At 43.4% G+C, this 23,644-nt stretch carries 22 protein-coding genes; 11 read left to right on the forward strand and 11 right to left on the reverse strand.

Going from position 1 to position 23,644, the window contains the following annotated elements; translation table 11 throughout:
* The first annotated feature begins 173 nt into the window (after window positions 1-173).
* From pcnB to panD, 5 genes are all read left to right on the forward strand, one after another.
* A complete protein-coding gene (pcnB, locus tag PROVALCAL_RS10970) occupies window positions 174-1,682 on the forward strand; it encodes a polynucleotide adenylyltransferase PcnB (RefSeq protein ID WP_006659321.1) in 1,509 nt (502 codons plus the stop codon).
* Between the two features lie 57 nt (window positions 1,683-1,739).
* Entirely contained in the window at window positions 1,740-2,222 is a 483-nt protein-coding gene (gene folK, locus PROVALCAL_RS10975; protein ID WP_006659322.1) for a 2-amino-4-hydroxy-6-hydroxymethyldihydropteridine diphosphokinase, read from the forward strand.
* Between the two features lie 67 nt (window positions 2,223-2,289).
* Window positions 2,290-3,081, forward strand: a complete 792-nt coding sequence (gene panB / locus PROVALCAL_RS10980) for a 3-methyl-2-oxobutanoate hydroxymethyltransferase (protein WP_006659323.1) — start codon at window positions 2,290-2,292, stop codon at window positions 3,079-3,081.
* 34 nt (window positions 3,082-3,115) lie between these two features.
* The gene (panC, locus tag PROVALCAL_RS10985) at window positions 3,116-3,979 is read left to right on the forward strand and encodes a pantoate--beta-alanine ligase (RefSeq protein WP_036961573.1); all 864 of its coding nucleotides are present in this window, start codon (window positions 3,116-3,118) and stop codon (window positions 3,977-3,979) included.
* 394 nt (window positions 3,980-4,373) lie between these two features.
* The gene (gene panD, locus PROVALCAL_RS10990; protein ID WP_006659325.1) at window positions 4,374-4,754 is read left to right on the forward strand and encodes an aspartate 1-decarboxylase; all 381 of its coding nucleotides are present in this window, start codon (window positions 4,374-4,376) and stop codon (window positions 4,752-4,754) included.
* An 82-nt stretch (window positions 4,755-4,836) separates the two neighbouring features.
* Here the strand turns inward: panD and PROVALCAL_RS10995 are convergent, their stop codons facing one another.
* Together PROVALCAL_RS10995 and PROVALCAL_RS11000 are read right to left on the reverse strand one after the other, a co-directional pair.
* On the reverse strand, window positions 4,837-5,607 hold the full coding sequence (locus PROVALCAL_RS10995) for an ABC transporter permease (protein ID WP_006659326.1): 771 nt from the start codon (window positions 5,605-5,607) through the stop codon (window positions 4,837-4,839).
* On the reverse strand, window positions 5,607-6,545 hold the full coding sequence (locus PROVALCAL_RS11000) for an ABC transporter ATP-binding protein (protein ID WP_006659327.1): 939 nt from the start codon (window positions 6,543-6,545) through the stop codon (window positions 5,607-5,609). The genes PROVALCAL_RS10995 and PROVALCAL_RS11000 overlap by 1 nt, the downstream gene beginning before the upstream one ends.
* A 269-nt stretch (window positions 6,546-6,814) precedes the next feature.
* Here PROVALCAL_RS11000 and can point away from each other — a divergent pair, with 269 nt between their 5' ends.
* Window positions 6,815-7,468 (forward strand): carbonate dehydratase, encoded by a 654-nt coding sequence (gene can / locus PROVALCAL_RS11005; RefSeq protein WP_006659328.1) that lies wholly within the window; start codon window positions 6,815-6,817, stop codon window positions 7,466-7,468.
* A 66-nt stretch (window positions 7,469-7,534) separates the two neighbouring features.
* Here can and hpt read toward each other — a convergent pair whose 3' ends face one another.
* Both hpt and cueO read right to left on the reverse strand, forming a co-directional pair.
* Window positions 7,535-8,071 (reverse strand): hypoxanthine phosphoribosyltransferase, encoded by a 537-nt coding sequence (hpt, locus tag PROVALCAL_RS11010; RefSeq protein ID WP_006661051.1) that lies wholly within the window; start codon window positions 8,069-8,071, stop codon window positions 7,535-7,537.
* Window positions 8,072-8,185: 114 nt separating this feature from the next.
* Window positions 8,186-9,817 (reverse strand): multicopper oxidase CueO, encoded by a 1,632-nt coding sequence (gene cueO, locus PROVALCAL_RS11015; protein ID WP_006659330.1) that lies wholly within the window; start codon window positions 9,815-9,817, stop codon window positions 8,186-8,188.
* Window positions 9,818-10,130: 313 nt separating this feature from the next.
* Between cueO and PROVALCAL_RS11020 the strand changes: the two genes are divergently transcribed.
* Window positions 10,131-10,478, forward strand: a complete 348-nt coding sequence (locus PROVALCAL_RS11020) for a YacC family pilotin-like protein (protein ID WP_006661049.1) — start codon at window positions 10,131-10,133, stop codon at window positions 10,476-10,478.
* A gap of 65 nt (window positions 10,479-10,543) precedes the next feature.
* Here the strand turns inward: PROVALCAL_RS11020 and PROVALCAL_RS11025 are convergent, their stop codons facing one another.
* Both PROVALCAL_RS11025 and PROVALCAL_RS11030 read right to left on the reverse strand, forming a co-directional pair.
* Window positions 10,544-11,584: an AbrB family transcriptional regulator gene (locus tag PROVALCAL_RS11025; RefSeq protein ID WP_006659332.1), complete on the reverse strand. Its 1,041-nt coding sequence runs from the start codon at window positions 11,582-11,584 to the stop codon at window positions 10,544-10,546.
* Between the two features lie 170 nt (window positions 11,585-11,754).
* Complete coding sequence (locus tag PROVALCAL_RS11030; protein ID WP_006661047.1) at window positions 11,755-12,393, reverse strand: TetR/AcrR family transcriptional regulator; 639 nt, start codon at window positions 12,391-12,393, stop codon at window positions 11,755-11,757.
* Window positions 12,394-12,772: 379 nt separating this feature from the next.
* Between PROVALCAL_RS11030 and PROVALCAL_RS11035 the strand changes: the two genes are divergently transcribed.
* On the forward strand, window positions 12,773-13,993 hold the full coding sequence (locus PROVALCAL_RS11035) for a Tm-1-like ATP-binding domain-containing protein (protein WP_006659334.1): 1,221 nt from the start codon (window positions 12,773-12,775) through the stop codon (window positions 13,991-13,993).
* 10 nt (window positions 13,994-14,003) lie between these two features.
* Window positions 14,004-14,831: a phosphoenolpyruvate hydrolase family protein gene (locus PROVALCAL_RS11040; protein WP_006659335.1), complete on the forward strand. Its 828-nt coding sequence runs from the start codon at window positions 14,004-14,006 to the stop codon at window positions 14,829-14,831.
* 83 nt (window positions 14,832-14,914) lie between these two features.
* Here the strand turns inward: PROVALCAL_RS11040 and PROVALCAL_RS11045 are convergent, their stop codons facing one another.
* Window positions 14,915-15,664: a hypothetical protein gene (locus PROVALCAL_RS11045; RefSeq protein WP_006659336.1), complete on the reverse strand. Its 750-nt coding sequence runs from the start codon at window positions 15,662-15,664 to the stop codon at window positions 14,915-14,917.
* A 183-nt stretch (window positions 15,665-15,847) separates the two neighbouring features.
* Window positions 15,848-16,744, reverse strand: a complete 897-nt coding sequence (locus tag PROVALCAL_RS11050) for a diaminopimelate dehydrogenase (RefSeq protein ID WP_006659337.1) — start codon at window positions 16,742-16,744, stop codon at window positions 15,848-15,850.
* 192 nt (window positions 16,745-16,936) lie between these two features.
* Between PROVALCAL_RS11050 and PROVALCAL_RS11055 the strand changes: the two genes are divergently transcribed.
* Window positions 16,937-18,283, forward strand: coding sequence for an MATE family efflux transporter (locus tag PROVALCAL_RS11055; RefSeq protein WP_006659338.1), 1,347 nt, complete (start codon window positions 16,937-16,939; stop codon window positions 18,281-18,283).
* Window positions 18,284-18,479: 196 nt separating this feature from the next.
* A complete protein-coding gene (locus PROVALCAL_RS11060) occupies window positions 18,480-19,805 on the forward strand; it encodes an L-cysteine desulfidase family protein (protein ID WP_039861890.1) in 1,326 nt (441 codons plus the stop codon).
* A 148-nt stretch (window positions 19,806-19,953) separates the two neighbouring features.
* On the opposite strand, the gene yjiA is transcribed toward PROVALCAL_RS11060, so the two are convergent.
* The 3 genes from yjiA to PROVALCAL_RS11075 form a co-directional block, all read right to left on the reverse strand.
* On the reverse strand, window positions 19,954-20,919 hold the full coding sequence (gene yjiA / locus PROVALCAL_RS11065; RefSeq protein WP_039861892.1) for a GTPase: 966 nt from the start codon (window positions 20,917-20,919) through the stop codon (window positions 19,954-19,956).
* 55 nt (window positions 20,920-20,974) lie between these two features.
* Window positions 20,975-21,178, reverse strand: coding sequence for a YbdD/YjiX family protein (locus PROVALCAL_RS11070; protein ID WP_006659341.1), 204 nt, complete (start codon window positions 21,176-21,178; stop codon window positions 20,975-20,977).
* Window positions 21,179-21,279: 101 nt separating this feature from the next.
* Complete coding sequence (locus PROVALCAL_RS11075) at window positions 21,280-23,433, reverse strand: carbon starvation CstA family protein (RefSeq protein ID WP_006659342.1); 2,154 nt, start codon at window positions 23,431-23,433, stop codon at window positions 21,280-21,282.
* Window positions 23,434-23,644: the final 211 nt, after the last annotated feature.

Raw genomic sequence — 23,644 nt, forward strand, 5'->3', positions numbered from 1 at the left:
TTTATTCGTTTAACCATTCTCAAAGAAACTTCAGTGAGCTATGATTAGCCGCTTATTTTGTTTTATGAATCTATGTAATGACATCGAGGTGTACTATTTTTAACCGAGTAGCAAATTTCTGCCGTAATATTTTATCTCGCAATGAACCAGCATCGTCCACAGAACAGGACGCGATGCCAAAGCGCGGTGTGCGAGACACACAGGCAGCCAGTGAAAGGCCAGTCACTCCTTCTGCATCAGAAAAAAAATCTGAGAGGAACACTCGGCATGAGCAGAATACTAGGCAAATAAAGAAAACGGTTCGTCATCCTAAGCGTTCCGATGTTCAAACACAGAAGCGAACACCCGTGACGAAACAAGAATCCATTACGGTTATCCCACGAGCAGATCACCCAATCTCGCGTGATGACATCAGTGATAATGCACTGAAAGTATTATATCGCCTCAATAAAAATGGCTATGAAGCCTATTTAGTTGGGGGCGGCGTCCGTGATTTATTATTGGGTCAAAAACCCAAAGATTTCGATATCACGACCAATGCAACGCCTGAGCAAATTCGCAAGCTGTTCCGTAATTGCCGACTGGTCGGTCGCCGATTCCGCCTTGCACATATTATGTTTGGTCCAGAAATTATTGAAGTTGCCACTTTCCGTGGTCACCATGATCAAGAAGTAGATGACAAAAATCTGTCATCCCAAGCGCAAAATGGCATGTTACTTCGCGATAATATTTTCGGCTCCATCGAAGAAGATGCAATTCGTCGCGACTTCACCGTCAATAGCCTGTATTACAACATTGATGATTTCTCTGTACGTGATTACGTTAATGGCTTGCAAGACTTAAAAGATGGTGTCATTCGCCTAATTGGTGACCCAGAAACTCGCTATCGTGAAGATCCCGTTCGGATGATCCGTGCTGTACGTTTTGCCTGTAAGCTCAATATGCGTATCGAGCTAAAGACCGCAGAACCCATTCACCGCTTAGCCCCACTGCTAGGTGAGATTCCATCTGCTCGCCTGTTTGAAGAGTCATTAAAATTACTTCAAGCGGGTTATGGCTACGCCACATATAAAATGCTGAATCAGTACCATTTGTTTGAGCAACTGTTCCCAGTGATTGCAAGCCGCTTCACCGAGAATGGCGACTCTCCAATGGAAAAAATCATTGAACAAGTGTTAAAAAATACTGATTTCAGACTAAAAAATGATAAGAGAGTCAACCCTGCATTTTTATTCGCAGCCATGTTATGGTATCCCGTCACTGAACATGCTGAGAAATTAGCACAGGAAGGTGGGCTGGCTTACTACGATGCTTTTGCACTGGCCATGAATGATGTACTGGATGAACAGTGCCGCTCTATTGCAATACCAAAACGTATCACCACAACCATGCGTGATATTTGGATGCTGCAATTGCGCCTACCTCGTCGCCAAGGTCGCCGTGCGAATAAGTTAATGGAGCACCCGAAATTCCGTGCAGCCTTTGATTTATTAGAGCTAAGAGCAAATGTTGAGCACCGTAATGAGCTACAAGAACTCGCATTATGGTGGAGTGATTTCCAGCAGTCTAACGCACAGAAACAACGTGAAATGATTTCGGAATTAGGCAGTGCACCGACTCGCCGTCGCCAACGTCCACATCGTTCATCGCAATCTGGCAATAGAAAGCCTAACAAATCATAATTGTGTCAGTCGCAACGACTTAAACTGTCGTTGCGATCACTGTAGAGAGATAAAGAAATGGAGCAGGTGTATATTGCCATTGGCAGCAACTTAGGCGAGCCACTTAAGCAAGCACAACAAGCGATTACTGCATTAGATGCAATCCCAAACAGTCGCGTTGTGAGCACTTCATCTATTTATCGAACCAAGCCGCTCGGTCCACAAAATCAGCCTGATTTTCTCAATCTGGCCGTTTTACTGGAAACAGAACTCGAACCCGAAGAACTTCTCAATTACACTCAAAAAATTGAGTTAGATTTAGGGCGTGTTCGTAAAGATGAGCGCTGGGGACCAAGAACGTTAGATCTCGATATCATGTTGTTTGGTAACCGCATCATGAATACAGAACGGTTAACCATTCCACATTATGGGCTAAAGGAGCGTGAATTTATGCTTTATCCGCTCAGTGATATTACCCCTTCCCTGATTTTTCCTGATGGTGAATTACTGTCAGAAAGACTTATACACGTCCCTCGTAATGGCCTAATGCTTTGGGAATAAACGCCTGACGTATTTAACCTCTTTTAAGGTATGGTCATAAGAGAAATCATTTCCGGAGGTTATTTTAATGAAACCCATTTCTCTCGCTGATTTGTGTCAATATAAGAAAGAGAAACACAAATTCGCCACCATTACTGCTTATGATGCCAGCTTTGCACAACTATTTGCGGAGCAAGGTATCCAAGTGATTCTCGTTGGTGATTCCTTAGGAATGACTATCCAGGGAGAATCAAGCACCCTGCCTGTCACTGTCGAACAAATTGCGTATCACACTCGCTGTGTTCGTAAAGGCGCCCCTAACACATTTATCATCGCTGATATGCCATTTATGAGCTATGCCACGCCAGAGCAAGCGTGCACAAATGCCGCTATTTTAATGCAGGCAGGTGCTAACATGGTCAAAATTGAAGGGGGCAGCTGGCTATGTGATACGGTCAAAATGCTGTGTGAACGTTCCGTGCCTGTCTGTGGTCACTTAGGCTTAACCCCACAAGCTGTCAATGTATTGGGGGGCTATAAAGTCCAAGGTCGTGATGAAGTGACCGCTAACCAATTGATTAAAGATGCGATTGCCCTCGAAAATGCAGGTATTCAACTGCTCGTTCTTGAGTGTGTTCCTACCTCCCTCGCGAACCAAGTCACTGAAGAATTACTGTTACCTGTCATCGGTATTGGTGCGGGAAAAGGCACTGATGGACAAATTTTGGTGATGCATGATGCCTTAGGGATCACAGCCAAACCACCCAAGTTCGCGAAAAATTTTCTGGCTGAAGCAGGGAATATCAGTGATGCTATTCGCTTGTATATTCAAGAAGTTGAGCAAGAAATTTACCCGAGTGACGCCCACTCATTTTCTTAATTCTATATAACGTATAACGATAAGGATGGGAAGTATGCGGATTATTGAAACATCGCTAATCTTGCGCCGTGAAATTCGCCGCTGGAAACAAGAAGGCAAACGTATTGCGTTTGTCCCTACGATGGGAAATTTACATGATGGGCATCTGACGCTGATTGACCAAGCAAAACAGCAAGCGGATATTGTGATTGCCAGTATTTTTGTTAATCCAATGCAATTTGACCGTCAATCCGATTTAGCGAATTATCCACGCACCTTGCAAGAAGATTGCGAAAAGCTCAAACGCAAAAATATTGATTTAGTTTTTGCGCCTTCTGCGACGGAATTCTACCCTGAGGGAATGGATAATCAAACTTATGTTGAAGTGCCTGAAATCTCTACCATGTTAGAGGGTGCTAGCCGTCCTGGGCATTTCCGCGGTGTTGCGACCGTTCTGACTAAGCTGTTTAACTTGGTTCAGCCTGATATTGCGTTATTCGGCGAAAAAGACTTCCAGCAACTTCAATTGGTACGTAAATTAGTCACGGATCTCTCTTTCGATATCCAAGTTGTCGGTGTCCCTATCGTCCGTGCCAAGAACGGTTTAGCGCTCAGCTCGCGGAATAATAACCTGTCCGCAGATGAACTCAAAATAGCCCCTCAGCTATTTGCCATTATGCAAAAAGCGGGCGAAAAGCTGGCTGATTCTCCCGCCGCAGCAACCCGCTTAATCGGTGAAATGGAAGAATCTTTACGTCAGGCTGGATTTACACCTGATGAGCTGTTTATTCGTGATGCCGATAACCTCGGTGAGCTAACGGTTTCCAGCCGCCGCGCCGTAATTTTGATGGCCGCATGGTTAGGAAAAACCCGTTTAATCGATAATCTACAAGTCGATTTGCCGCTCGATATCGCTTAACTAATTTAAACATCATTGATGTCACCGTTAGGTAGTAAGAGAACGAACCAACAACGCTGTGGCATACAATGAGTAAGAATAAATATGATTACGCAGCCAACAACGCTGGGCTTGAATGAGAAAAAATAACCTGAGATTTATTCAAACTCATTCATATCACAGCTAGGCGGCAAGTAAACGCGACCCTAGGAGCATACATAAGTATGTAACTAGGGCAAGAGCGCACAGCCAACAACGCTGGGCTTGAATGAGAAAGAATAACCTGAGATTTATTCAAACTCATTCATGTCACAGCTAGGCGGCAAGTAAACGCGACCCTAGGAGCATACATAAGTATGTGACTAGGGCAAGAGCGCGCAGCCAACAACGCTGTGGCTTGAATGAGGAAGAATACATGCAAAGAAAAATGCTATTGGGCAAACTCCATCGTGCCACCGTTACCCAAGCAGATCTACATTACGAAGGCTCTTGCGCTATCGATCAGGATTTTTTAGATGCGGTTGGTATCTTAGAGTATGAAGCGATCGATATTTATAATGTGGACAATGGCGAACGTTTCTCGACTTATGCAATTGCAGGAGAACGCGGTTCTAAAATTATCTCCGTTAATGGTGCAGCGGCTCGCCGTGCGGCTGTTGGTGATAAATTGATTATCTGCACTTATGGCATGCTGCCTGACGAAGAAGCCCGCCAGCATCAACCTAAAGTCGCTTACTTTGACGCGAATAACACCATGAGCCGTATTGCCAAAGCAGTGCCGGTTCAAGTCGCTTAATATCAAAAAATGCCCCTTAGAGGGGCATTTTTCATTCTCATCACCGTTTTACTTCCTTTCTTAATTCTGCCCTTCCGCTAAATTAGCTTCTTAAGCCTCTTCCTTGCTCAATTAAATACCATGTCAGTGCATAGAAAATAATTAAAAATACCATTAATACGCTTAAGGTAACGACAATAGACACATCGGCAATGCCTAAAAAGCCATATCTAAAGCCGCTGATCATATACACAATCGGGTTCAGCTTGGACACTGCCTGCCAGAATGGTGGCAATAACGATAAGGAATAGAATACCCCACCCAGATACGTCAACGGGGTTAAAACGAATGTTGGAACAATGCTGATATCATCAAAGGTTTTGGCAAAAATCGCATTCAAAAGCCCCGCCAGAGAAAACACTATTGCAGTTAGCAATAATGTCACCACAACCATTGACCATGAATGAACTTGCAACGGGATGAAGAATAGCGAAACAATGGTGACTAAGAAGCCAACTAGAATTCCGCGTGCAACACCACCGCCCACAAAACCTGCGATAATCACATGAGTTGGAACTGGTGCCACTAATAACTCTTCAATATTTTTCTGGAATTTAGAACCAAAAAACGATGAACAGACGTTTGAATATGAGTTAGTGATTACCGCCATCATGATAAGACCGGGGACGATAAACTGCATATAATCTACACCACCCATTTCACCAATTCGAGACCCAATTAAGTTCCCGAAAATGACAAAATAGAGCGACATCGTGATCACTGGAGGCAACAAAGTTTGTACCCAAATACGACCAAAACGAGTCACTTCTTTAATCCAGATAGTTTTTAAGGCAACCCAATACAGAGTGAACATTACACACTCTCCTTCTGAGAGACTTGATTATCTTTTTTCACTAAGCTAACAAATAGCTCTTCTAGACGGTTCGCCTTATTACGCATACTCAAAATTTGAATTCCTTGGTCACTTAATTGACTGAATACCCCATTGAGCCCTTGCTCTCGCTTCACATCGACTTCAAGGGTTGAGGTATCCACCAAGCGAGACTCATATCCGACCAAATCGGGAAGCGGGCTTTTCGGCATTAAGTCAAAAATAAATGTTTCTGACTCTAATTGGCTTAAAAGCTGCTTCATACTGGTATTTTCCACCAGCTCACCATGCTGAATAATCCCGATATTACGGCACAGCATTTCCGCTTCTTCCAAATAGTGGGTCGTCAAAATAATGGTGGTGCCTTGTGCATTCAATTTTTTCAAAAACGTCCACATAGAACGACGCAGTTCAATATCAACACCGGCGGTTGGCTCATCGAGAATGAGTAATTTTGGCTGATGCATTAAAGCACGAGCAATCATCAGGCGGCGTTTCATCCCGCCAGATAAATTACGTGCACGCTCATTGCGCTTCTCCCACAAATCCAGCTGAGTAAGATATTGCTCAGCACGCTGGTTCGCTAAATTGCGAGGAACGCCATAATAGCCAGCTTGGTTTAAGACTATCTGCAATACCGTTTCAAATGGGTTAAAATTAAATTCTTGGGGAACTAAACCAAGCTGCTGTTTAGCTTGAACAACTTGCTTATCTAGGTCATAGCCAAACACGCTGACTGAACCACTGGTTTTATTCACCAATGAGCTAATAATCCCTATCGTTGTCGATTTTCCTGCACCATTAGGTCCAAGCAAGGCATAGAAATCACCATCTTCCACGCGTAAATCAATTCCACGCAACGCTTTCACACCACCTGCATAGGTTTTCGTTAGCTGCGATAGTTCGAGTGCGTAAGTCATATATTAAAAATACCTTTATTCTTGGGACTGTTTGGAGGCAATATAGAACAATGATGCCACTTTTTCTTGTCGGATGTTATGCAGAAAAGTGATAATAATTTAACAAGGTATTATTCAGCATCCCCCTAATTGAGGGTTGTCATGTATAAATGAGTGGTTCATCATAGATATGAAATTAGTATAACTAATTATTATTTAATCAATAAATACTGTATAAGATTTTATCGCAAAGTCACACAATTAAGCTACAAACAACTAGGCTATAAGTCATGATGAGAAAAATTGAAGAGCTGTTTGCTAATAACGAAGCATGGTCAGCCTCTGTAAAAGAAAAAGATCCTGAATTCTTTAAAGAATTATCAAAAGCTCAAAGACCTAGATTTTTATGGATAGGCTGTTCAGACAGTCGAGTGCCTGCCGAAAAACTGATCAACGCAGCCCCTGGGGATCTCTTCGTTCACCGTAATGTGGCGAACTTAGTTATCCATACGGACTTAAACTGTTTATCCGTTATTCAGTATGCGGTTGATGTTCTGCAAGTCGAACACATTATTATCTGTGGTCACTACGGATGTGGTGGTATTGAAGCCGCGGTGGATAACACCGAATTGGGCCTGATCAATAACTGGTTATTACACATCCGTGATATCTGGTATCGCCATAGCTCTATGTTAGGTGAACTAAAACCTTGTGAGCGCTTAGATCGCCTTTGCGAATTAAACGTCGTTGAGCAAGTGTATAACTTAGGTCACTCGACTATCATGCAATCTGCGTGGAAACGCGGTCAAAATATCATGATCCATGGCTGGGTTTACGGTATCAATAATGGTCGTTTGCATGATTTACACATTACTTCAGATAGCCGAGAAAAATTAGAGTTAGGCTATCGTGAGGCTATCTCTAAGCTTACACAGAAAAAATAATTTCCTGATGCTAAATAGCAAAAGAGCAGCCTAGGCTGCTCTTTTTATTGCAAAGAATAAAGTTAATTACTCTTCCAGCAAAGTCACGTGTCCAATATAAGGCAGATGACGATACTGTTGTGCGTAGTCGATACCATAACCTACGACAAATTTGTCTTCGATTGAATAACCGATCCACTCAACTGGCACGTCTACTTCACGGCGAGATGGCTTATCAAGTAGCGTACAAATTGCCACAGATGCTGGCTCACGTAAGCCAAAAATCTCACGGACTTTATTTAAGGTATTGCCTGAGTCAATGATATCTTCCACGATCAGCACATGCTTACCGCGAATATCTTCATCTAAATCTTTCACAATTTTCACATCACGGCTTGATGTCATCGCATTGCCGTAGCTTGATACCGTCATGAAATCAACTTCATGAGGTACTGTGATTTTACGGCATAGATCTGCCATAAAAATGAAAGAGCCTTTTAGCAGACCAACCAGAACTAACTCACCGTGTTTATCTTGGTAATGAGCACTAATGCTGTCTGCTAATTCACTGATTCTTTGAGCAATCTCTTCTTCAGAGATCATTACATCCAGAGTATGTTTCATCATCTATTACGCATGTGTGGGAATGGAAAGCGCGTAATTTTAACATAAGCCACACAAAGACGCGACGACAAAACCAATGGCAGTGACCACGTTGCCACTGCCACATTGGCAACGTTAACTTACGGTAAAGCCCATCATCATGCCTGTATCCTCATGTTCCAACAAATGACAGTGCGCCATATAAGGGTGCTGAGGTGTTGCCGTATGTTTAAACTCCACCAAGACCTCACTCACTTGCCCTTCCACTTTTACGATATCTTTCCAACCTTGACGATGTGGTTCGACAGGGCGACCATTTTCTTTGAGAATTCTAAAACGCGTGCCATGTACATGGAACGGGTGCAACATCATATCGCCACGCCCTGAAATCACCCATATTTCCTGCTGATTCAGTGGCGCATTAAACGCAGGGTGAGTCATGGAGAAAACCTGACCATTGATGGTATTGGCATTATGAATATCCAGTTCATCCGCACCGGAACCACAGTGACCACCACGGTTCTGCATGCCGGACATATTACCGTGATTCATATTGCCGTTATTCATATTGCCATGGTTCATGTTTCCATGATCCATATTGCCCATCATCCCGCCATGTCCCCCCATACTCCCCATAGCTTGCGGACCATATTTTTCACGCAGCATCATCATGCCTTGCATATCCAAACGCATGTCCATCATCAAATGGAATTTACGACGATTCAGCCCTGTCAAAGACGGTATAGCGGCAAGCGTTGCTAACTGGCTCGGTAATTTGCCTGTTCCGTCACTGAGCGTGGTTTCGATACGTAAAACAGGAAGGGGTTGGTCGAACGGAGCAAGGGTCATTCCCATTTGCCCAACAGGTAGTGTCACAAGATCAAAGGCACGACCATCTGAAGCATCAATCAGTACTTCAAAACGCTCGCCCATTAAGATAGGTAATTCGGTCAAGGCAATAGGTTCAGCGAGCAACCCGCCATCACTACCTATCACGTACATTTTGCGCCCATCGCTGGTCGATACATTTAAACTACGAGCATTACAGCCATTTAATAATCTCAGACGGATCCAACCTTTCGGTGCGACATGTTTAGGATAAACAGCCCCGTTGGTGAGCATCATATCCCCAAACCAGCCTACCGCCGCACTCATCACATCCAATTGATAATCAATCTGCCCATCATCTTTCAAACGCTTATCTTGTAAAATTACCGGAATGTCATCAACACCCCACTCGCTCGGTAAGCCATGTTTTTGACTATCTTCATCTTTGACCAGCACCAATCCCGCTAATCCCATTGCCACTTGGTGCCCTGTTTTTCCATGAGTATGAGGGTGGAACCAACAGGTCGCTTCTGGCTGATTAAGTGTGAAATTGACTTTACGACTGGCGCCAGGGGCAATAATTGCTTGAGGTCCCCCATCCTGTTCCCCTGAAATTTCTAATCCGTGCCAATGCACTGTCGTCTCTTCAGGAAGCTGGTTGGTGATATTAATATTCACTGACTGCCCATTTTTTAAACTCAAGGCAGGTCCTAATAAATCGCCGTTATATCCCCACGTTGTGGTCTTCTTACCCGGCACAAACTGAGAAATACCTTGCTTGATGGCGATTTGAATATTTCCTTGAGCATCCGGTTCCACTATTGGTGGAATAGCGAGCGTAGGGTAATTCCCTGCTGCGACAGCCATGCGGCTCCAAACTGGCAGTGCGCTAGCCGCATAGGCAATGGCACTCAGCTTAAGAAAATCACGACGTAACATAGATAACCTTCCTTTTATTTATCAAAATCAACAATCGGTGAGCACGGTGTGACAAGTCTAAAATTGCCCTTGCCAAGCAAAACGTGGTTTAATGATTGAGATGATAAAGCTTCCCCTTACAGGAAGGTCAATAAACCCATTCAGTTAATATGGATTTATTACATAGATTTAAGAAAGTTAGAATTGACTAACGAATCTATACACAAAATAATCTAAAGTGCACAGTAGCCGTAAAGAAATAAGGCAACTTGATGTAATGCGAGTATGTTCTTATGCTAATGTAACTTGACATAAAAACCAGATAGAATATCGAATGCAAAAATTTATATTAATGTCATGCTTAATGATGCTTTTGGGGATAACCAACGCCGCTAAAGCACTCTCAACCAATGAAGCTGAAGACCTCGCTGATCTGACTGCTGTGTTTATTTATTTAAAATACGACTGTGGCTATTCCCAAATTCCTGATAGAGAAATTGAACGCGCTATTGTCTATTTTGCAAAAAGTAACAAATGGGATTTAGGCAACTACAACTCAGATAAAATGAGCAAGCTGAATAAAGAAAGTTATGACGATTTAAAAGGCATTCCCCTCACCCAAGAGTTCAAATGCCAATCTTTAGCGAGGGATTCTCTAGGTCTATTTGCTTACGTAAAATAATCAAGCAATCCGAATGCGGAAACATGCCGGCAACACCATCGACAAAATCGAACCATGTTTCCTTCTTATCCTTCTTTCTTTCCTTTACGTTCCTGCCAAAATAACACGACCGATGGAATGGTTTGAATGATCACCATCCGAATAATATGGTTAGACATGACAAACCCTGCATCTAAATTCATCGTGATCGCCGCAAAGGTCATGGCTTCCATACTGCCCGGAGCCCAAGCCAGCAAAAGTACTGCAATATCATACCCCGTGATCCATGCTGCAAATACAGTGATCAAAAAGGTCAAAATAATATTAATAATCACCACTTGCGCTGAGGAGTAAATATTTTTAATCAAGGCTGATAACGGGAAGACAATAAAGTGGTTACCAATGTTCATGCCGATTAAAACCATGCTCAGCTCAGTCAGCATCAACGGAAAATGAAGCTGAACATCAATCCACCCTTGAATTAAGGTCGCCGCCCCAAGGGAAGTCAGCATAAATGGTGCGGGCACTCTGAGTCGTTGTAAGAGCAATCCCATCACCACCCCCACTGTCACAATCACCAGTAGCCAGAATGTGGATTCCAGGGTTAACGTTGGCCATTCAATTAGCGGCTGAGGATCGCCCTCGCTTCCTACTACCAAACCTGCCAATAAAATAAGGATAATCAATCGAATAGTATGGGAAATGACAATTTTTTGTGGCGGTGTATGAGTGTGATCTGTTAACGCAAGAATAGCAGCCATCGCTCCCGGCACCGAGCCTAACATCGCTTCCTGTTTTGTCCACCCTACCTTGCGGTGAAACCAGAAAAAACTAAACGAAAACTGCACGGCCAAGCACACCACCAGCATTAACAACAACAGCAATAAATTATCCGCGTCCGACAATGAAACCTGATTGAACATCAAACCGACAGAGGTTCCTAGCGTGACTTGAACAAAAGTGATGGTGTGTTTCGGGATAGGGAATAACAGGCCAAAACGGTGAAAAATGATAATGGCAAGGATAGGCCCGAACATTAATGCAAGAGGAATGCCGATATAAGTGAGTGCACCACCAATCATGGCACAAAGAATAATTCCTACACCCATTTTTATCAGCTTCATCATCGGACAATAACCATTGAAATAATTAATTATGAGAATAAGTTACCTCATAATCATTCAAAGTTATAAAGCTAAGTGTGCCTAAATTATCGCCTACCCGATATTCACGATTTCACACTTCAAATGTCCCTACAAACAGAAGGATATTAGGTAAATTTAGGCAGAATTAATTTCTAAGGCTTTTCAATGTGCTGTTTATCCGCAATAGCCTGATTAATAATTGCTTTTGCCATCCACTGTGCAATCTCGGTGACTTGGTCATTATCCAATTTCCAAATATCTTTCAGTACCAAGAATATTTCCGAACCATAAATGACAGAAAACGCTTTGATGACCTTATTAATGATTTCTTCAGGAAATTCAGATTTCATCGGCAATGTTACCATCGCCAAAATGTCTTTACGGTTACCACGCTCTAATCGTTTTTCTTCAGGTTCTGGTGTTGGGGATGAGCGACCGAGAGCCCATTGCTGAAGTGATGTTTGCAGAGCGGCTCGTAATACCCCTTCATGGGCAAACATGCGCGGAAATGCGTAACGTAGCAATTCATCAATCCGCTCTTCTGTTTTTTCGCTTTGAGGTTTCCACGTCAAAATAGGTCCAAGGCTAACATTAACTGTCGCCGCAATAAGGTCACTTTGAGTCGGAAAATAACGATAGGCAGTTGCTCGAGAAACCCCAGCTTCTATCGCTAATTCGGAAACTGATGGCATCGCCCCTTTTTCAAATAGCTCAACTGCTGTTGAAACTAATAAGTTATAAGTGCGTTTACGCGTTCCTTTATAATCTGGCATTAAATGACTCAATGGCATGTTTTAGTCCTTAAAATCGCCTTTCTATGAGCATAGCAAGATGATTAACAACACGAAGATGTTAGCCACTCTATTACTCATTTGACATGTATATGATTATGTTTGTTCTCGAAATTACGCTATAAATACAGTACGGTAAATCATTATATTTAAATATTCATGGACAAAAACCACTACTCTAAGTTTACCATTTTGCAATAACCATCTTATTTATAATGCTTTATCAAAAAGATACAAATCATTCTTCGATTATCCAAGTAGACAATTTAAAAAATGAGACTGCAGTCTCATTATTGACTTATCGCAAATGATACGATAATCTCATTAAGATGAAAAATTCAGCACCTCCCCCCTACATAAAAAATAAAAGGATTTTTCTATGCCAAAGCATCAGGGTTTTATTTATGTTGCAAGTACCCTAGACACTAAAAGTGCTGAGCTTTTTTATGTCAGTGACTTAATTAAAAATGCAGGGCTTGCTGTACGTACCGTTGATCTAAGCACTCAGCCACTAAAATTAGACAAACATGCGGATATCACCGCAGATATGGTTGCCAGTTTCCATCCTCAAGGAAACAGCGCCGTTTTCTGTGGCGACAGAGGAAAAGCAATAGAAGCGATGGCGCAGGCTTTCAGCCTCTATCTAGCTGCACAAACTGACGTCGCCGCAATACTTGGGCTAGGCGGCTCAGGTGGGACTGCACTGATTACACCAGCAATGCAAATCTTGCCGGTGGGTATACCAAAATTAATGGTTTCCACCATGGCATCAGGCGATATATCTGGGTATATCGGCGCTAGTGATATCTCCATGATGTATTCCGTCACCGATGTTTCTGGACTGAATGTCATTTCACGCAAGGTTCTAAAAAATGCAGCAAACCAAATCGCAGGCGCAGTTTGGTTTGATAACGGCGAAACTGACGTCACTGAAAATAAACCCGCCATTGCATTGACCATGTTTGGCGTGACAACACCGTGTGTCCAGCAACTGACTGCTAAATTAGAATCTGACCATGATTGCCTCGTCTTCCACGCAACCGGAAGTGGCGGTAAAGCGATGGAAAAATTGATTGATAGCCGTTTATTAGATTCGGTTTTAGATATCACCACGACTGAAGTATGTGATTATCTTTTTGGCGGCGTTTTAGCTTGTGATGAAGATCGTTTCGGCGCTATCGCTCGCACGCAAACGCCTTGCGTATTATCCTGCGGCGCACTGGATATGGTGAACTTCGGTCGTCCATCCACCGTACCAGAGCAATATAAAGATCGTCAATTTTACCATCATAATGCTCAAGTCACGCTGATGAGAACCACCGTTGAAGAAAACCGCCAGATGGGACATTGGATTGCCGAAAAGCTCAATGTATGTGAAGGCGAAATTCGCTTTATTATCCCAACAGCTGGTTTCTCTGCTCTCGATATTGACGGGGCTCCATTCTGGGATCCTGCCGCTGATCAAGCCTTTATCGATGCATTAACCAAACACTTAGTCATAACAAAAAAACGACAATTAATATTAAGCCCGCACCACATCAATTCAGCAGAATTCTGTGATCAGGTTATTGAATTACACCAGGAAATAACAAATAAGTAGAGGTTCATTAATGAAACATAACCGCGAAGACTTACTGAAACATTTCAGAGAGATGATTGCTCGTGGAGAACCCATCATTGGCGGCGGTGCCGGTACAGGTCTGTCCGCTAAATGTGAAGAAGCAGGTGGTATCGATTTAATCGTTATCTATAACTCAGGTCGCTATCGTATGGCGGGACGCGGTTCTCTAGCGGGTCTGCTCGCTTACGGCAATGCTAACGAAATCGTAATGGATATGGCGAAGGAAGTTCTCCCAGTCGTGAAGCACACCCCCGTGCTGGCTGGCGTCAACGGTACTGATCCATTCTGCCAATTCGATAAATTCCTTGATGATATCAAGGCTACGGGCTTTGCTGGCGTGCAAAACTTCCCAACCGTGGGTCTTATCGACGGTAACTTCCGCGCTAATCTAGAAGAAACTGGTATGGGCTATGGGTTAGAAGTCGAGATGATCCGCATGGCACACGAAAAAGGGTTATTAACCACACCATACGTTTTTAGTCGCGAAGATGCTATCGCGATGGCGCAAGCAGGGGCTGATATCATTGTACCACATATGGGTCTGACTACCGGCGGTAACATTGGTGCCGAAACGGCGGTGACACTGACCGATTGCGTTAAACTAATCAATGATTGGGCAACCGCAGCGAAATCCGTCCGTGATGATGTGATTATTCTGTGTCATGGTGGACCTATCGCGACCCCAGCTGATGCCGAATATATTTTAGCTCACTGTCCTGATTGCCACGGCTTCTACGGTGCAAGCTCCATGGAACGTTTACCGACAGAAGTGGCATTAAAAGAAACCACACAGCAATTTAAATCTATAACCCGCTAATATTTATTCCTTATTTTGTTTTACTTTATTTTTGCCAACACCAGGACGCCTACTTCGGTAGGCGTTTTTCTTTATTTTTTTGCTTACACATTCCTTTGATGCATCCTCTTCTTACGTAATTTGAACAGTCCAAATAGTGCAGGTAAAACAACGGGTAGCGAAAAATAGAGCACCCCGAACGCAAAAGCCACATGGGGTTTTTCAGGGAATTCCCCGCCTGTACCAATCGAGTCCAAATAATGGATAGATTCCAGATACTCGGGTGTCAGCCCACCATATGGCACCATCCACGATAACAACAGCGCAGTAAAGATACTGAACATAAAGTTCATTGCCATTAAGGCGGAATACCCAAGATTTTCTTGGCGTTCTTGGTCGGTTCGGCTGGTTAATCCAAACAGCATCCGGTTTACAACGGTCGCACTGTAGAGATAGAGGATTACAGGCGAGTCCCCCAACACTGAGGCATTGATAGCCAGTGCAAAAAGCCCATAAACCAAGGCGAATCCTAATATCACAAAAAAATTCTTAAATACCGACATAAATACGCCGGAATGCACCAAAATAAACTCGAATATAAGGATCAATGTGAGGTTATAAATAATCTCTACACTGTAATTCTCAGGGAAAAACCAAACTGAAATAATAAAACCGACATAGAATAACGAAAATCCATAATTCATCATTTTGGAAAAGGCACGAATGATACTGAATGAATTGTGGGTCTCTTTGACGCTTTTTACCGCTTTATTCCTAGGGAAAAAACTTGCCGATGAGGATTGGCGCCCTTTATTTTTATTCGTAACTGGTTTCTTTTCCTTTGGTGTTTCCATTCCATTTCTCCGCTGGCACTCTTTTATGCTTGTTTCGAGCCAATCCTAAATAATGGCGTTATTCTGAAGGGGAATAAAATAAAAAGCGAGGAGAGAAAATGGTACGCGGTCACAATGCTATTCATCATTCTGCGCACCATTAGAACGTGATTCTATCGACTAGAGATTAACGCTATCAATAGATTAAACAAGCTTAGCAATTAAGCTATCTAAATCACCTTGTAGGAAATTCACGGGTGGAATTTCAATAACGGTATAAGCCCCTGCAGGCTGCTTCATGGTCGCGCGAGCCGCTGATACCATAAATTGAGAGGTTAATGCGGGGTTATTGATACGCATTGAGTATTCAAATAATTGGTTATGCGTTGCGCCAGAAACGCCTTTATGAGTCATCTGCACGCCGTGTCCTACATCTTTTAATGCATCAATACTATCAACTTGGCGAATATGCGTTTCATCGGAAGAGAAATAGCTGTCTTGTTTGATACCGCTGACCACATCGTTAAAATTAGCCCCAGCGTCAAGTTCCACATAGACCATACGACGATGAACGCCTGTCCCTAATGGAATGGTGACAGAAAGTGCATCTTTTACACCGTCGACTGCTTTTGCCGCAACACTATGTCCCATGCTCATACCGGGACCAAAGTTGGTGTAGGTCACCCCTTTCGGCGCCATCGCCAACATCAACGTACGCATGATAGAGTCAGAACCCGGATCCCAACCAGCCGAGACAATCGATACACTGTTATGTTTCTTCGCCACACCGTCAAGCTGATGTTTTAATGCCACAATATCAGAGTGCACATCAAAGCTATCGACGGTATTGATACCTAGGCTTAAAATTTTCTCTGCTAAAGAACCAATTGCACGCGTCGGGGAACACAGTAATGCAACATCCACACTGCCTAATTTCTCGATATCATCAACCACTTTATATGTCGCCAATTCCGCTGGAATATCTTGGGTATTACGACGTACAATTCCGACTAATTCGAAATCATCAGCGGCTTGAACAGCTTCTAGTGCATAACGACCAATATTGCCGTAACCCACTATTGCTGTTTTAATTTTTGTCATTGTGACTCCTCGGTCATTCTGATGTCATATTTCAAATACAAGATACATATCAATAACAAATTTATGTAGATTAAACAAAGCTTAATTATCTAAAAACATCCGGCTTTTATTACTAGGTTACTTCACTGATTAGAGGTAGAATCCGAGCAAATCTCGTTCTTTCCTTTATTTAAACATATACAAAGGTTCTTAATGCATCAGTCCGATGTCACTGAGAGGTCACTCTATTCCCTCAGTTGGCCAATCTTTATTGATATTTTCCTTCATTTGGCCACCTTATTAATTAATACCTACATGGTGAGCCATGTATCCACTGCCTACCTCGCCGCTATGGGGGTGGGAAACCAAGTTTTTGACCTTTTTATTACTATTTTTAACTTTATTAGTGTTGGTTGCAGTGTGGTTATTGCCCAATACCTTGGGGCGGGTCGCCGTGACAAAGCCAGCCAAGCAATCCATATCTCCATCGCCTTTAACTTTATTTTAGGTTTTTCCAGTGCCTTAATTGCACTGTTTTTTGGCTATAAAATTCTCACCATCATGAATACGCCATCCCACTTAATGGATGATGGGTATGCGTATTTACACATTTTGGGTATCTGTTTAATTCCTGAAGCTATTTCTATCATTCTCGCAGCTTGTTTACGCGTTTATGGTAAAGCACAGCCTGCCATGTGGGTCACATTAATCGCCAACATCATTACTGTGATAGGTAACATGATTGTGCTCTATGGTTTCTTTGGTCTGCCACAATATGGGTTAGAAGGCGTCGCATGGTCAACGGTAGTTGGACGTGTAGTTGCGGTGATTTTACTCTTCGGCTTGCTGTTCTATGGTTTAAGAATCAAATTTACACCAATGATGCTGATCCACTGGTCAAGCAAAATGCTGAGTAAAATCCTGCATATTGGTTTACCTGCTGCGGGTGAAAACTTAGTGTGGATCCTGCACTTTATGACCGCATCTGCGTTTATTGGCTTAATGGGTGAAACCGCTCTTGCGGCGCAAACTCTCTACTTCCAGCTGTCGTTATTTATTATGCTGTTTGGGATCTCTATCAGTATCGGTAATGAGATTATGGTGGGGCATTTAGTCGGTGCTAAACGCTTTGACGATGCATACCGTCGCGCCTTTAAGAGCCTGAAATGGGGCTTTTACGTCACGATTGGTGTGGTATTTATGTTCTGGTTATTCCGTTCACCGATCCTGAATAGCTTAACTGATGACCAAGGCATTATTCAGCTACTCCTGCCGATTTTCTTATTATCCGTTTTCTTAGAGCCGGGACGCACGATCAATATCGTTATGGTCAATGCCTTACGCGCCTCTGGTGATGCGAAATTCCCATTATTCACTGCCATCCTGTTCATGTGGGGCATTGCTATCCCGCTTGGCTACTTCCTCGGTATTAAAATGGAAATGGGGTTAATCGGTATTTGGATTGGTTTCTTTGTCGATGAATGGGTTCGTGGACTCACCAATGCGTGGCGCTGGCGCTCGCGTAAATGGCAAAGTAAACGCCTCGATTTAGAAAGCTAATTTCACAAAATCCTACCAATGAAAATAGGTAGGATTTTTGTGATCGGCATCATATTTAAAAAAATATTCTATTAAGAATCAGAGTTAGAGATAAATTTTCTCTCCCATCCCGATTTATCCATAAACATTGTGAAGTTTTTCTCCGCCCTCTTTATTAAAATAATTTCATCACCACATGACTTTTAGGGATATCACCATGGCAACGCAAACTGAAGAACTCCTTTGGCAATATTTTATCAATGCTGTTAAACAAGACGTCAAGCCTGCACTGGGCTGTACTGAACCTATTTCCCTTGCTTATGCAGCGGCAAAAGCAGCATCTTATCTGCCATCACCAGTCGTTCGCGTTGCCGCGTTTGTTTCTCCAAACTTAATGAAAAATGGAATGGGTGTCACCGTCCCTGGAACAGGAATGGTGGGTTTACCCATTGCAGCAGCTCTGGGTGCAATTGGTGGTGATGCCGATGCAGGTTTAGAAGTATTAAAATCCGCCTCACCGGAAGCTATTGCACGCAGTAAAGCGATGCTTGCGGACGGCTCCATCACCGTTGATATTAAATCCCCTTGTGATGATGTTATTTATTCAGAAGCGACAGTCTATAGCGAAAATGATTCTGCCACGGTGATCATCGCAGGCTCTCACACGCATATTGTCAAAATTATCCACGGTGATCAGGTTCTGTTCGATATTACTGAGAGTAAAACAGAAACGAGGGATCCCGTTGATTGTGGTACCGATGTCAGCTTACCTAAAGTCACTGCTAAGGCTGTTTATGAGTTCGCAACTCAAGCACCCTTAGACGATATTCGTTTCATTCTTGAAGCCGCTCACTTAAATGATGCGTTATCTCAAGAAGGTTTGCGTAATAGCTACGGCCTGCATATCGGCAAAACGCTACAGGCTCAACGTGACCGCGGTTTATTGTCCAAAGATTTATTATCCGAAATTATGATCCGCACAACGGCAGCCTCCGATGCACGTATGGGTGGTGCGGTACTCCCCGCAATGAGTAATTCCGGTTCCGGTAACCAAGGTATTGCCGCAACCATGCCTGTGGTTGTTACCGCAGATTATTTGCAATCTACTGAAGAACAATTAGCCCGTGCACTGATGCTTTCGCATTTGATGGCAATTTATATCCATAACCAATTACCTGCATTATCTGCATTATGTGCAGCCACCACGGCGGCGATGGGTGCTGCAGCAGGGATTGCATGGTTATTAGAAGCTCGCTATGAAGTGGTCGCAATGGCAATTTCCAGTATGATCGGCGACGTGAGCGGCATGATCTGTGACGGTGCATCCAATAGCTGTGCAATGAAAGTTTCCACCAGCGCAAGTGCGGCATATAAAGCGGTACTGATGGCGCTAGATAATAGCTGCGTAAGAGGCTCAGACGGAATTGTGTCAGATGATGTGGATCAGTCGATTGCGAACTTGTGTTCGTTAGCGGCGGGGTCAATGCGGCATACGGATATTCAAATCATAGAGATCATGTCCTCAAAAACTCTTCGTTCTTAACGCTGCTGGTGCGTTGACTTCTCTTAGCTACCCTAGTCACATACTCTTGTATGCTCCTAGGGATAGCTGGCGTTTGTCGCCTTCCTTCAGCGCTAATAACTTTGAGTTTGATTATCTAATTTCTATTACTGTAAGTTTAATTCTGATCTCAATTTCTGGTTTCTAGTGCTGCGAATTTTTCGCGAATTTCGGCTTCGGGAAGATCAATGCCGATGAAAACGAGGACGCTACTGCGCTTTTCGCCCTCTTCCCAATCCCGATCCCAATCGGCGCTATACAGGCGCTGGACACCTTGAAATAACAGACGTTTAGGTTCATCGATAATGGATAGAATACCTTTATAACGTAATAAATTATCTGCGAAACCAAGCAGTAAATCTTCCATCACTTGAGATACCGCCATCAACTCAACGGGATAATCAAACTCCAAGACAATGGAGCCCACCTCATTTTGCTGCTTAGGTGCAAAACGGAAAGTCGGCTGCTTAACATTGAGTTTTGAGTCCAGCAAAAAGCCTTCAATATCTAACAACAAATCTAAATTAATATCCCCATGAACCACCGGATAAATCGGCGCTCGGGCATTAATTCTCTGTAAACGCTCAATTAAAGCGTCGTTATTTGGCTCGATATCGGTTTTAGTCAGTAAAATTCTATCGGCGTAGCCAATTTGGGCTTGAGCAATAGCGAAATCATTTAGCTGTTTATCAGCATGTACCGCATCCACTAACGTAATGATGCCATCCAATAAATAACGTTCACACAGAACATCATGGGAGAAAAAAGTTTGCGTAATAGGTCCTGGATCAGCCATTCCTGTGCACTCGATGACTAAACGGTCAAAATCCAGTTTACCGCTGTCCAAACCATCTAATAGATCCAGTAGCGCGTTCTCTAATTCATTGGAACGACTGCAACAAATACACCCATTACTTAACGTCGTAATTTGAGTGGCGCGATCGCCAATCAACGCATTATCGATAGGCACTTCACCAAATTCATTTTCAATCACGGCAATTTTATGTCCATGATCCTCATTGAGAATATGGCTCAATAGCGTCGTTTTCCCTGCCCCCAAAAAGCCCGTTAAAATCGTTACATTGATTGGTTTCATTATTGCCCTCATCACGCTATTCATTTATAGGATCATTCGTTTACAGGATTATCCGTTAACAGCAGCGAAATCCGCCTTTACCACCACCGCCGTAGCGAGCATCTTGTCTTTCACGAAAAAATTCCTTATAGGTCATCACGGGTTTATCTGGGTGATTGTCTTTCATATGCTGCACATAGGTATCGTAATCGGGGATCCCGACCAGCATTCGAGCCGCCTGACCTAAATATTTTCCGGTTTTACCCAAGTTTCCAAACATAACTCTCTCCAAAGGCAAAATGCCCGACACTGCATTTTTGTACAATGTCGGGCTTCCCTTACTGTTTCGAGTGAATAAAATCTCGAATCATTTTTGTGTCCTTAGTGTGATGATGACACTTTCACACCCTCTTTAGGAACAGGAACATAAGGGGTTTCTTTATCTGTACGATTTGGGTTTTTCTGGGCTTTCATTGCCACACGGATACCAAAGAAGATAATACCGTAAACCACCACTAAGAACAGAATACTCAGACCCGCATTGGTGTAGTTATTGATAATAATGTGATTCATATTCGTAATTTCTTGTGCAGTTAAATCAGCACCACCTGCGGCGATTTTCTCTTTGTAAGATTTCGCTAAGTATAAGAAACCTTCCAGTTGAGGATTATCGCTGAATAATTTCAGTCCTAATGCCCATGTTGTACAGATTAATAACCATACTGCTGGTAACACAGTCACTAAGATATATTTGCTGCGTTTCATCTTAATCAGTACAACAGTACTCAGGACTAACGCCACCGCTGCCAACATCTGGTTGGAGATACCGAATAGTGGCCACAAGCTCTTAACGCCGCCCAGAGGGTCAACAACACCTTGATACAGCAAGTACCCCCATAAACCTACGCATCCTGCAGTGCCGATGATACCCGCAAACAGAGAGTCGGTTTTCTTCAGGAATGGCACGAAGTTACCCAGTAAATCTTGCAGCATAAAGCGACCAGAACGGGTACCCGCATCCAGTGCGGTTAAGATAAACAGCGCTTCAAACAGAATACCGAAGTGATACCAGAAGCCCATGTTGGCAGCTGGCATAATTTCGTGGAATACAAACGCAATACCGACAGCTAAGGTTGGCGCACCACCCGCACGGTTCAGAATAGAAGGTTCACCGATGTCTTTTGCTGTTTGCATGATTTGTTCAGGCGAAATCACAAAGCCCCATGAACTCACTGTTGCTGCCGCATGAGCAGAAACATCTTTCAGTTGCGCCATAATTGCAGCGCCATCTGGACCACCCAGCTCATGCAGGTTAGGCATAGTGATACCTAATGCTGATGGTGGAGTGTTCATTGCAAAGTACAGACCTGGTTCGATGATAGAAGCGGCGACTAACGCCATGATAGCCACGAAAGATTCCATTAACATCGCACCGTAACCGATGTAACGCGCATCTTTTTCGTTCGCGAGCAGTTTTGGCGTCGTACCCGAAGAAATTAAGGCGTGGAAACCAGACACCGCACCACACGCAATGGTGATGAACAGGAATGGGAACAGTGTACCTTTCCACACTGGACCTGAACCATCAACAAACTGTGTCACCGCTGGCATTTTCAGCTCAGGGTTCAGGATAACAATACCCACCGCTAAACCAACGATAACCCCGATTTTCAGGAATGTCGCTAAGTAGTCACGAGGAGCCAAAATCAGCCATACTGGCAATAACGCTGAAACAAACGCATAACCGACTAATGCATAAGTAATCGTCGTATCTTTAAAGGTCAGCGCTGGACCCCAGTATGGGTCATGAGCAATCACACCACCAAACCAAATAGAAGCGACTAACAGTGCAATACCGATAACAGCAATTTCACCCACACGTCCTGGTCGGATATAGCGCATGTATATCCCCATAAACAGCGCAATCGGCACAGTGGAGCAAACCGTGAACACACCCCATGGGCTTTCTGCCAGAGCCTTAACCACGATCAATGCTAATACCGCAAGGATAATGATCATAATTAAGAAGCAGCCAAACAGTGCCAGTGTACCTGGAATTGGCCCCAATTCTTCTTTAACTATCTCACCAAGGGATGCACCATTACGGCGTGAGGAGATAAACAGCACCATTAAGTCCTGCACTGCCCCCGCAAGGACCACCCCAGCTAACAGCCATAACGTTCCCGGTAAATAACCAACCTGAGCCGCCAATACGGGTCCCACTAATGGCCCCGCCCCTGCGATAGCCGCAAAGTGGTGACCAAACAGAACGTTCTTATTGGTTGGAACATAGTTTAAGCCGTCATTATTAATGACCGCTGGCGTAGCACGTGTTTCATCCAGCTGCATCACTTTTTTAGCGATATATAAGCTATAGTAACGATATGCAATCAGATACACCGCCACGGAAGCGACGACGATCCACAGTGCACTGATGTGTTCGCCACGTCTTAACGCGACAACACCCAAACAGATTGCACCGATGATCCCGAGGATCATCCATGGAATGTGTTTTAAAATACCATTTTTGTTCATAGAACACCCTTCTGAGGTAGAACGAACATGCCATTAATGCGTAATTGCGATTTATTAAACGGCGAAAGCGTTGGTTTTAGTCGCTTTCGATGAATAACAAATAATTTTTTAATAGGCAGTGGTTGAATGATTTTGAATGTGAAAAATTGAGTTCTGCCATAGTGGGTATGGTAAGAAATTACTATCAGGAAAAGAGAAAAGTTACCTTGAG

The organism is Providencia alcalifaciens DSM 30120 (assembly GCF_000173415.1).
GTDB classification, from domain to species: domain Bacteria; phylum Pseudomonadota; class Gammaproteobacteria; order Enterobacterales; family Enterobacteriaceae; genus Providencia; species Providencia alcalifaciens.

Coding starts and splice junctions, on each gene's coding strand:
- pcnB (WP_006659321.1), top strand. CDS start 174: ATGCCAAAGCGCGGTGTGCGAGACACACAGGCAGCCAGTGAAAGGCCA.
- folK (WP_006659322.1), top strand. CDS start 1,740: ATGGAGCAGGTGTATATTGCCATTGGCAGCAACTTAGGCGAGCCACTT.
- panB (WP_006659323.1), top strand. CDS start 2,290: ATGAAACCCATTTCTCTCGCTGATTTGTGTCAATATAAGAAAGAGAAA.
- panC (WP_036961573.1), top strand. CDS start 3,116: ATGCGGATTATTGAAACATCGCTAATCTTGCGCCGTGAAATTCGCCGC.
- panD (WP_006659325.1), top strand. CDS start 4,374: ATGCAAAGAAAAATGCTATTGGGCAAACTCCATCGTGCCACCGTTACC.
- PROVALCAL_RS10995 (WP_006659326.1), bottom strand. CDS start 5,607: ATGTTCACTCTGTATTGGGTTGCCTTAAAAACTATCTGGATTAAAGAA.
- PROVALCAL_RS11000 (WP_006659327.1), bottom strand. CDS start 6,545: ATGACTTACGCACTCGAACTATCGCAGCTAACGAAAACCTATGCAGGT.
- can (WP_006659328.1), top strand. CDS start 6,815: ATGATGAGAAAAATTGAAGAGCTGTTTGCTAATAACGAAGCATGGTCA.
- hpt (WP_006661051.1), bottom strand. CDS start 8,071: ATGAAACATACTCTGGATGTAATGATCTCTGAAGAAGAGATTGCTCAA.
- cueO (WP_006659330.1), bottom strand. CDS start 9,817: ATGTTACGTCGTGATTTTCTTAAGCTGAGTGCCATTGCCTATGCGGCT.
- PROVALCAL_RS11020 (WP_006661049.1), top strand. CDS start 10,131: ATGCAAAAATTTATATTAATGTCATGCTTAATGATGCTTTTGGGGATA.
- PROVALCAL_RS11025 (WP_006659332.1), bottom strand. CDS start 11,584: ATGATGAAGCTGATAAAAATGGGTGTAGGAATTATTCTTTGTGCCATG.
- PROVALCAL_RS11030 (WP_006661047.1), bottom strand. CDS start 12,393: ATGCCATTGAGTCATTTAATGCCAGATTATAAAGGAACGCGTAAACGC.
- PROVALCAL_RS11035 (WP_006659334.1), top strand. CDS start 12,773: ATGCCAAAGCATCAGGGTTTTATTTATGTTGCAAGTACCCTAGACACT.
- PROVALCAL_RS11040 (WP_006659335.1), top strand. CDS start 14,004: ATGAAACATAACCGCGAAGACTTACTGAAACATTTCAGAGAGATGATT.
- PROVALCAL_RS11045 (WP_006659336.1), bottom strand. CDS start 15,664: ATGGAAACACCAAAGGAAAAGAAACCAGTTACGAATAAAAATAAAGGG.
- PROVALCAL_RS11050 (WP_006659337.1), bottom strand. CDS start 16,744: ATGACAAAAATTAAAACAGCAATAGTGGGTTACGGCAATATTGGTCGT.
- PROVALCAL_RS11055 (WP_006659338.1), top strand. CDS start 16,937: ATGCATCAGTCCGATGTCACTGAGAGGTCACTCTATTCCCTCAGTTGG.
- PROVALCAL_RS11060 (WP_039861890.1), top strand. CDS start 18,480: ATGGCAACGCAAACTGAAGAACTCCTTTGGCAATATTTTATCAATGCT.
- yjiA (WP_039861892.1), bottom strand. CDS start 20,919: ATGAAACCAATCAATGTAACGATTTTAACGGGCTTTTTGGGGGCAGGG.
- PROVALCAL_RS11070 (WP_006659341.1), bottom strand. CDS start 21,178: ATGTTTGGAAACTTGGGTAAAACCGGAAAATATTTAGGTCAGGCGGCT.
- PROVALCAL_RS11075 (WP_006659342.1), bottom strand. CDS start 23,433: ATGAACAAAAATGGTATTTTAAAACACATTCCATGGATGATCCTCGGG.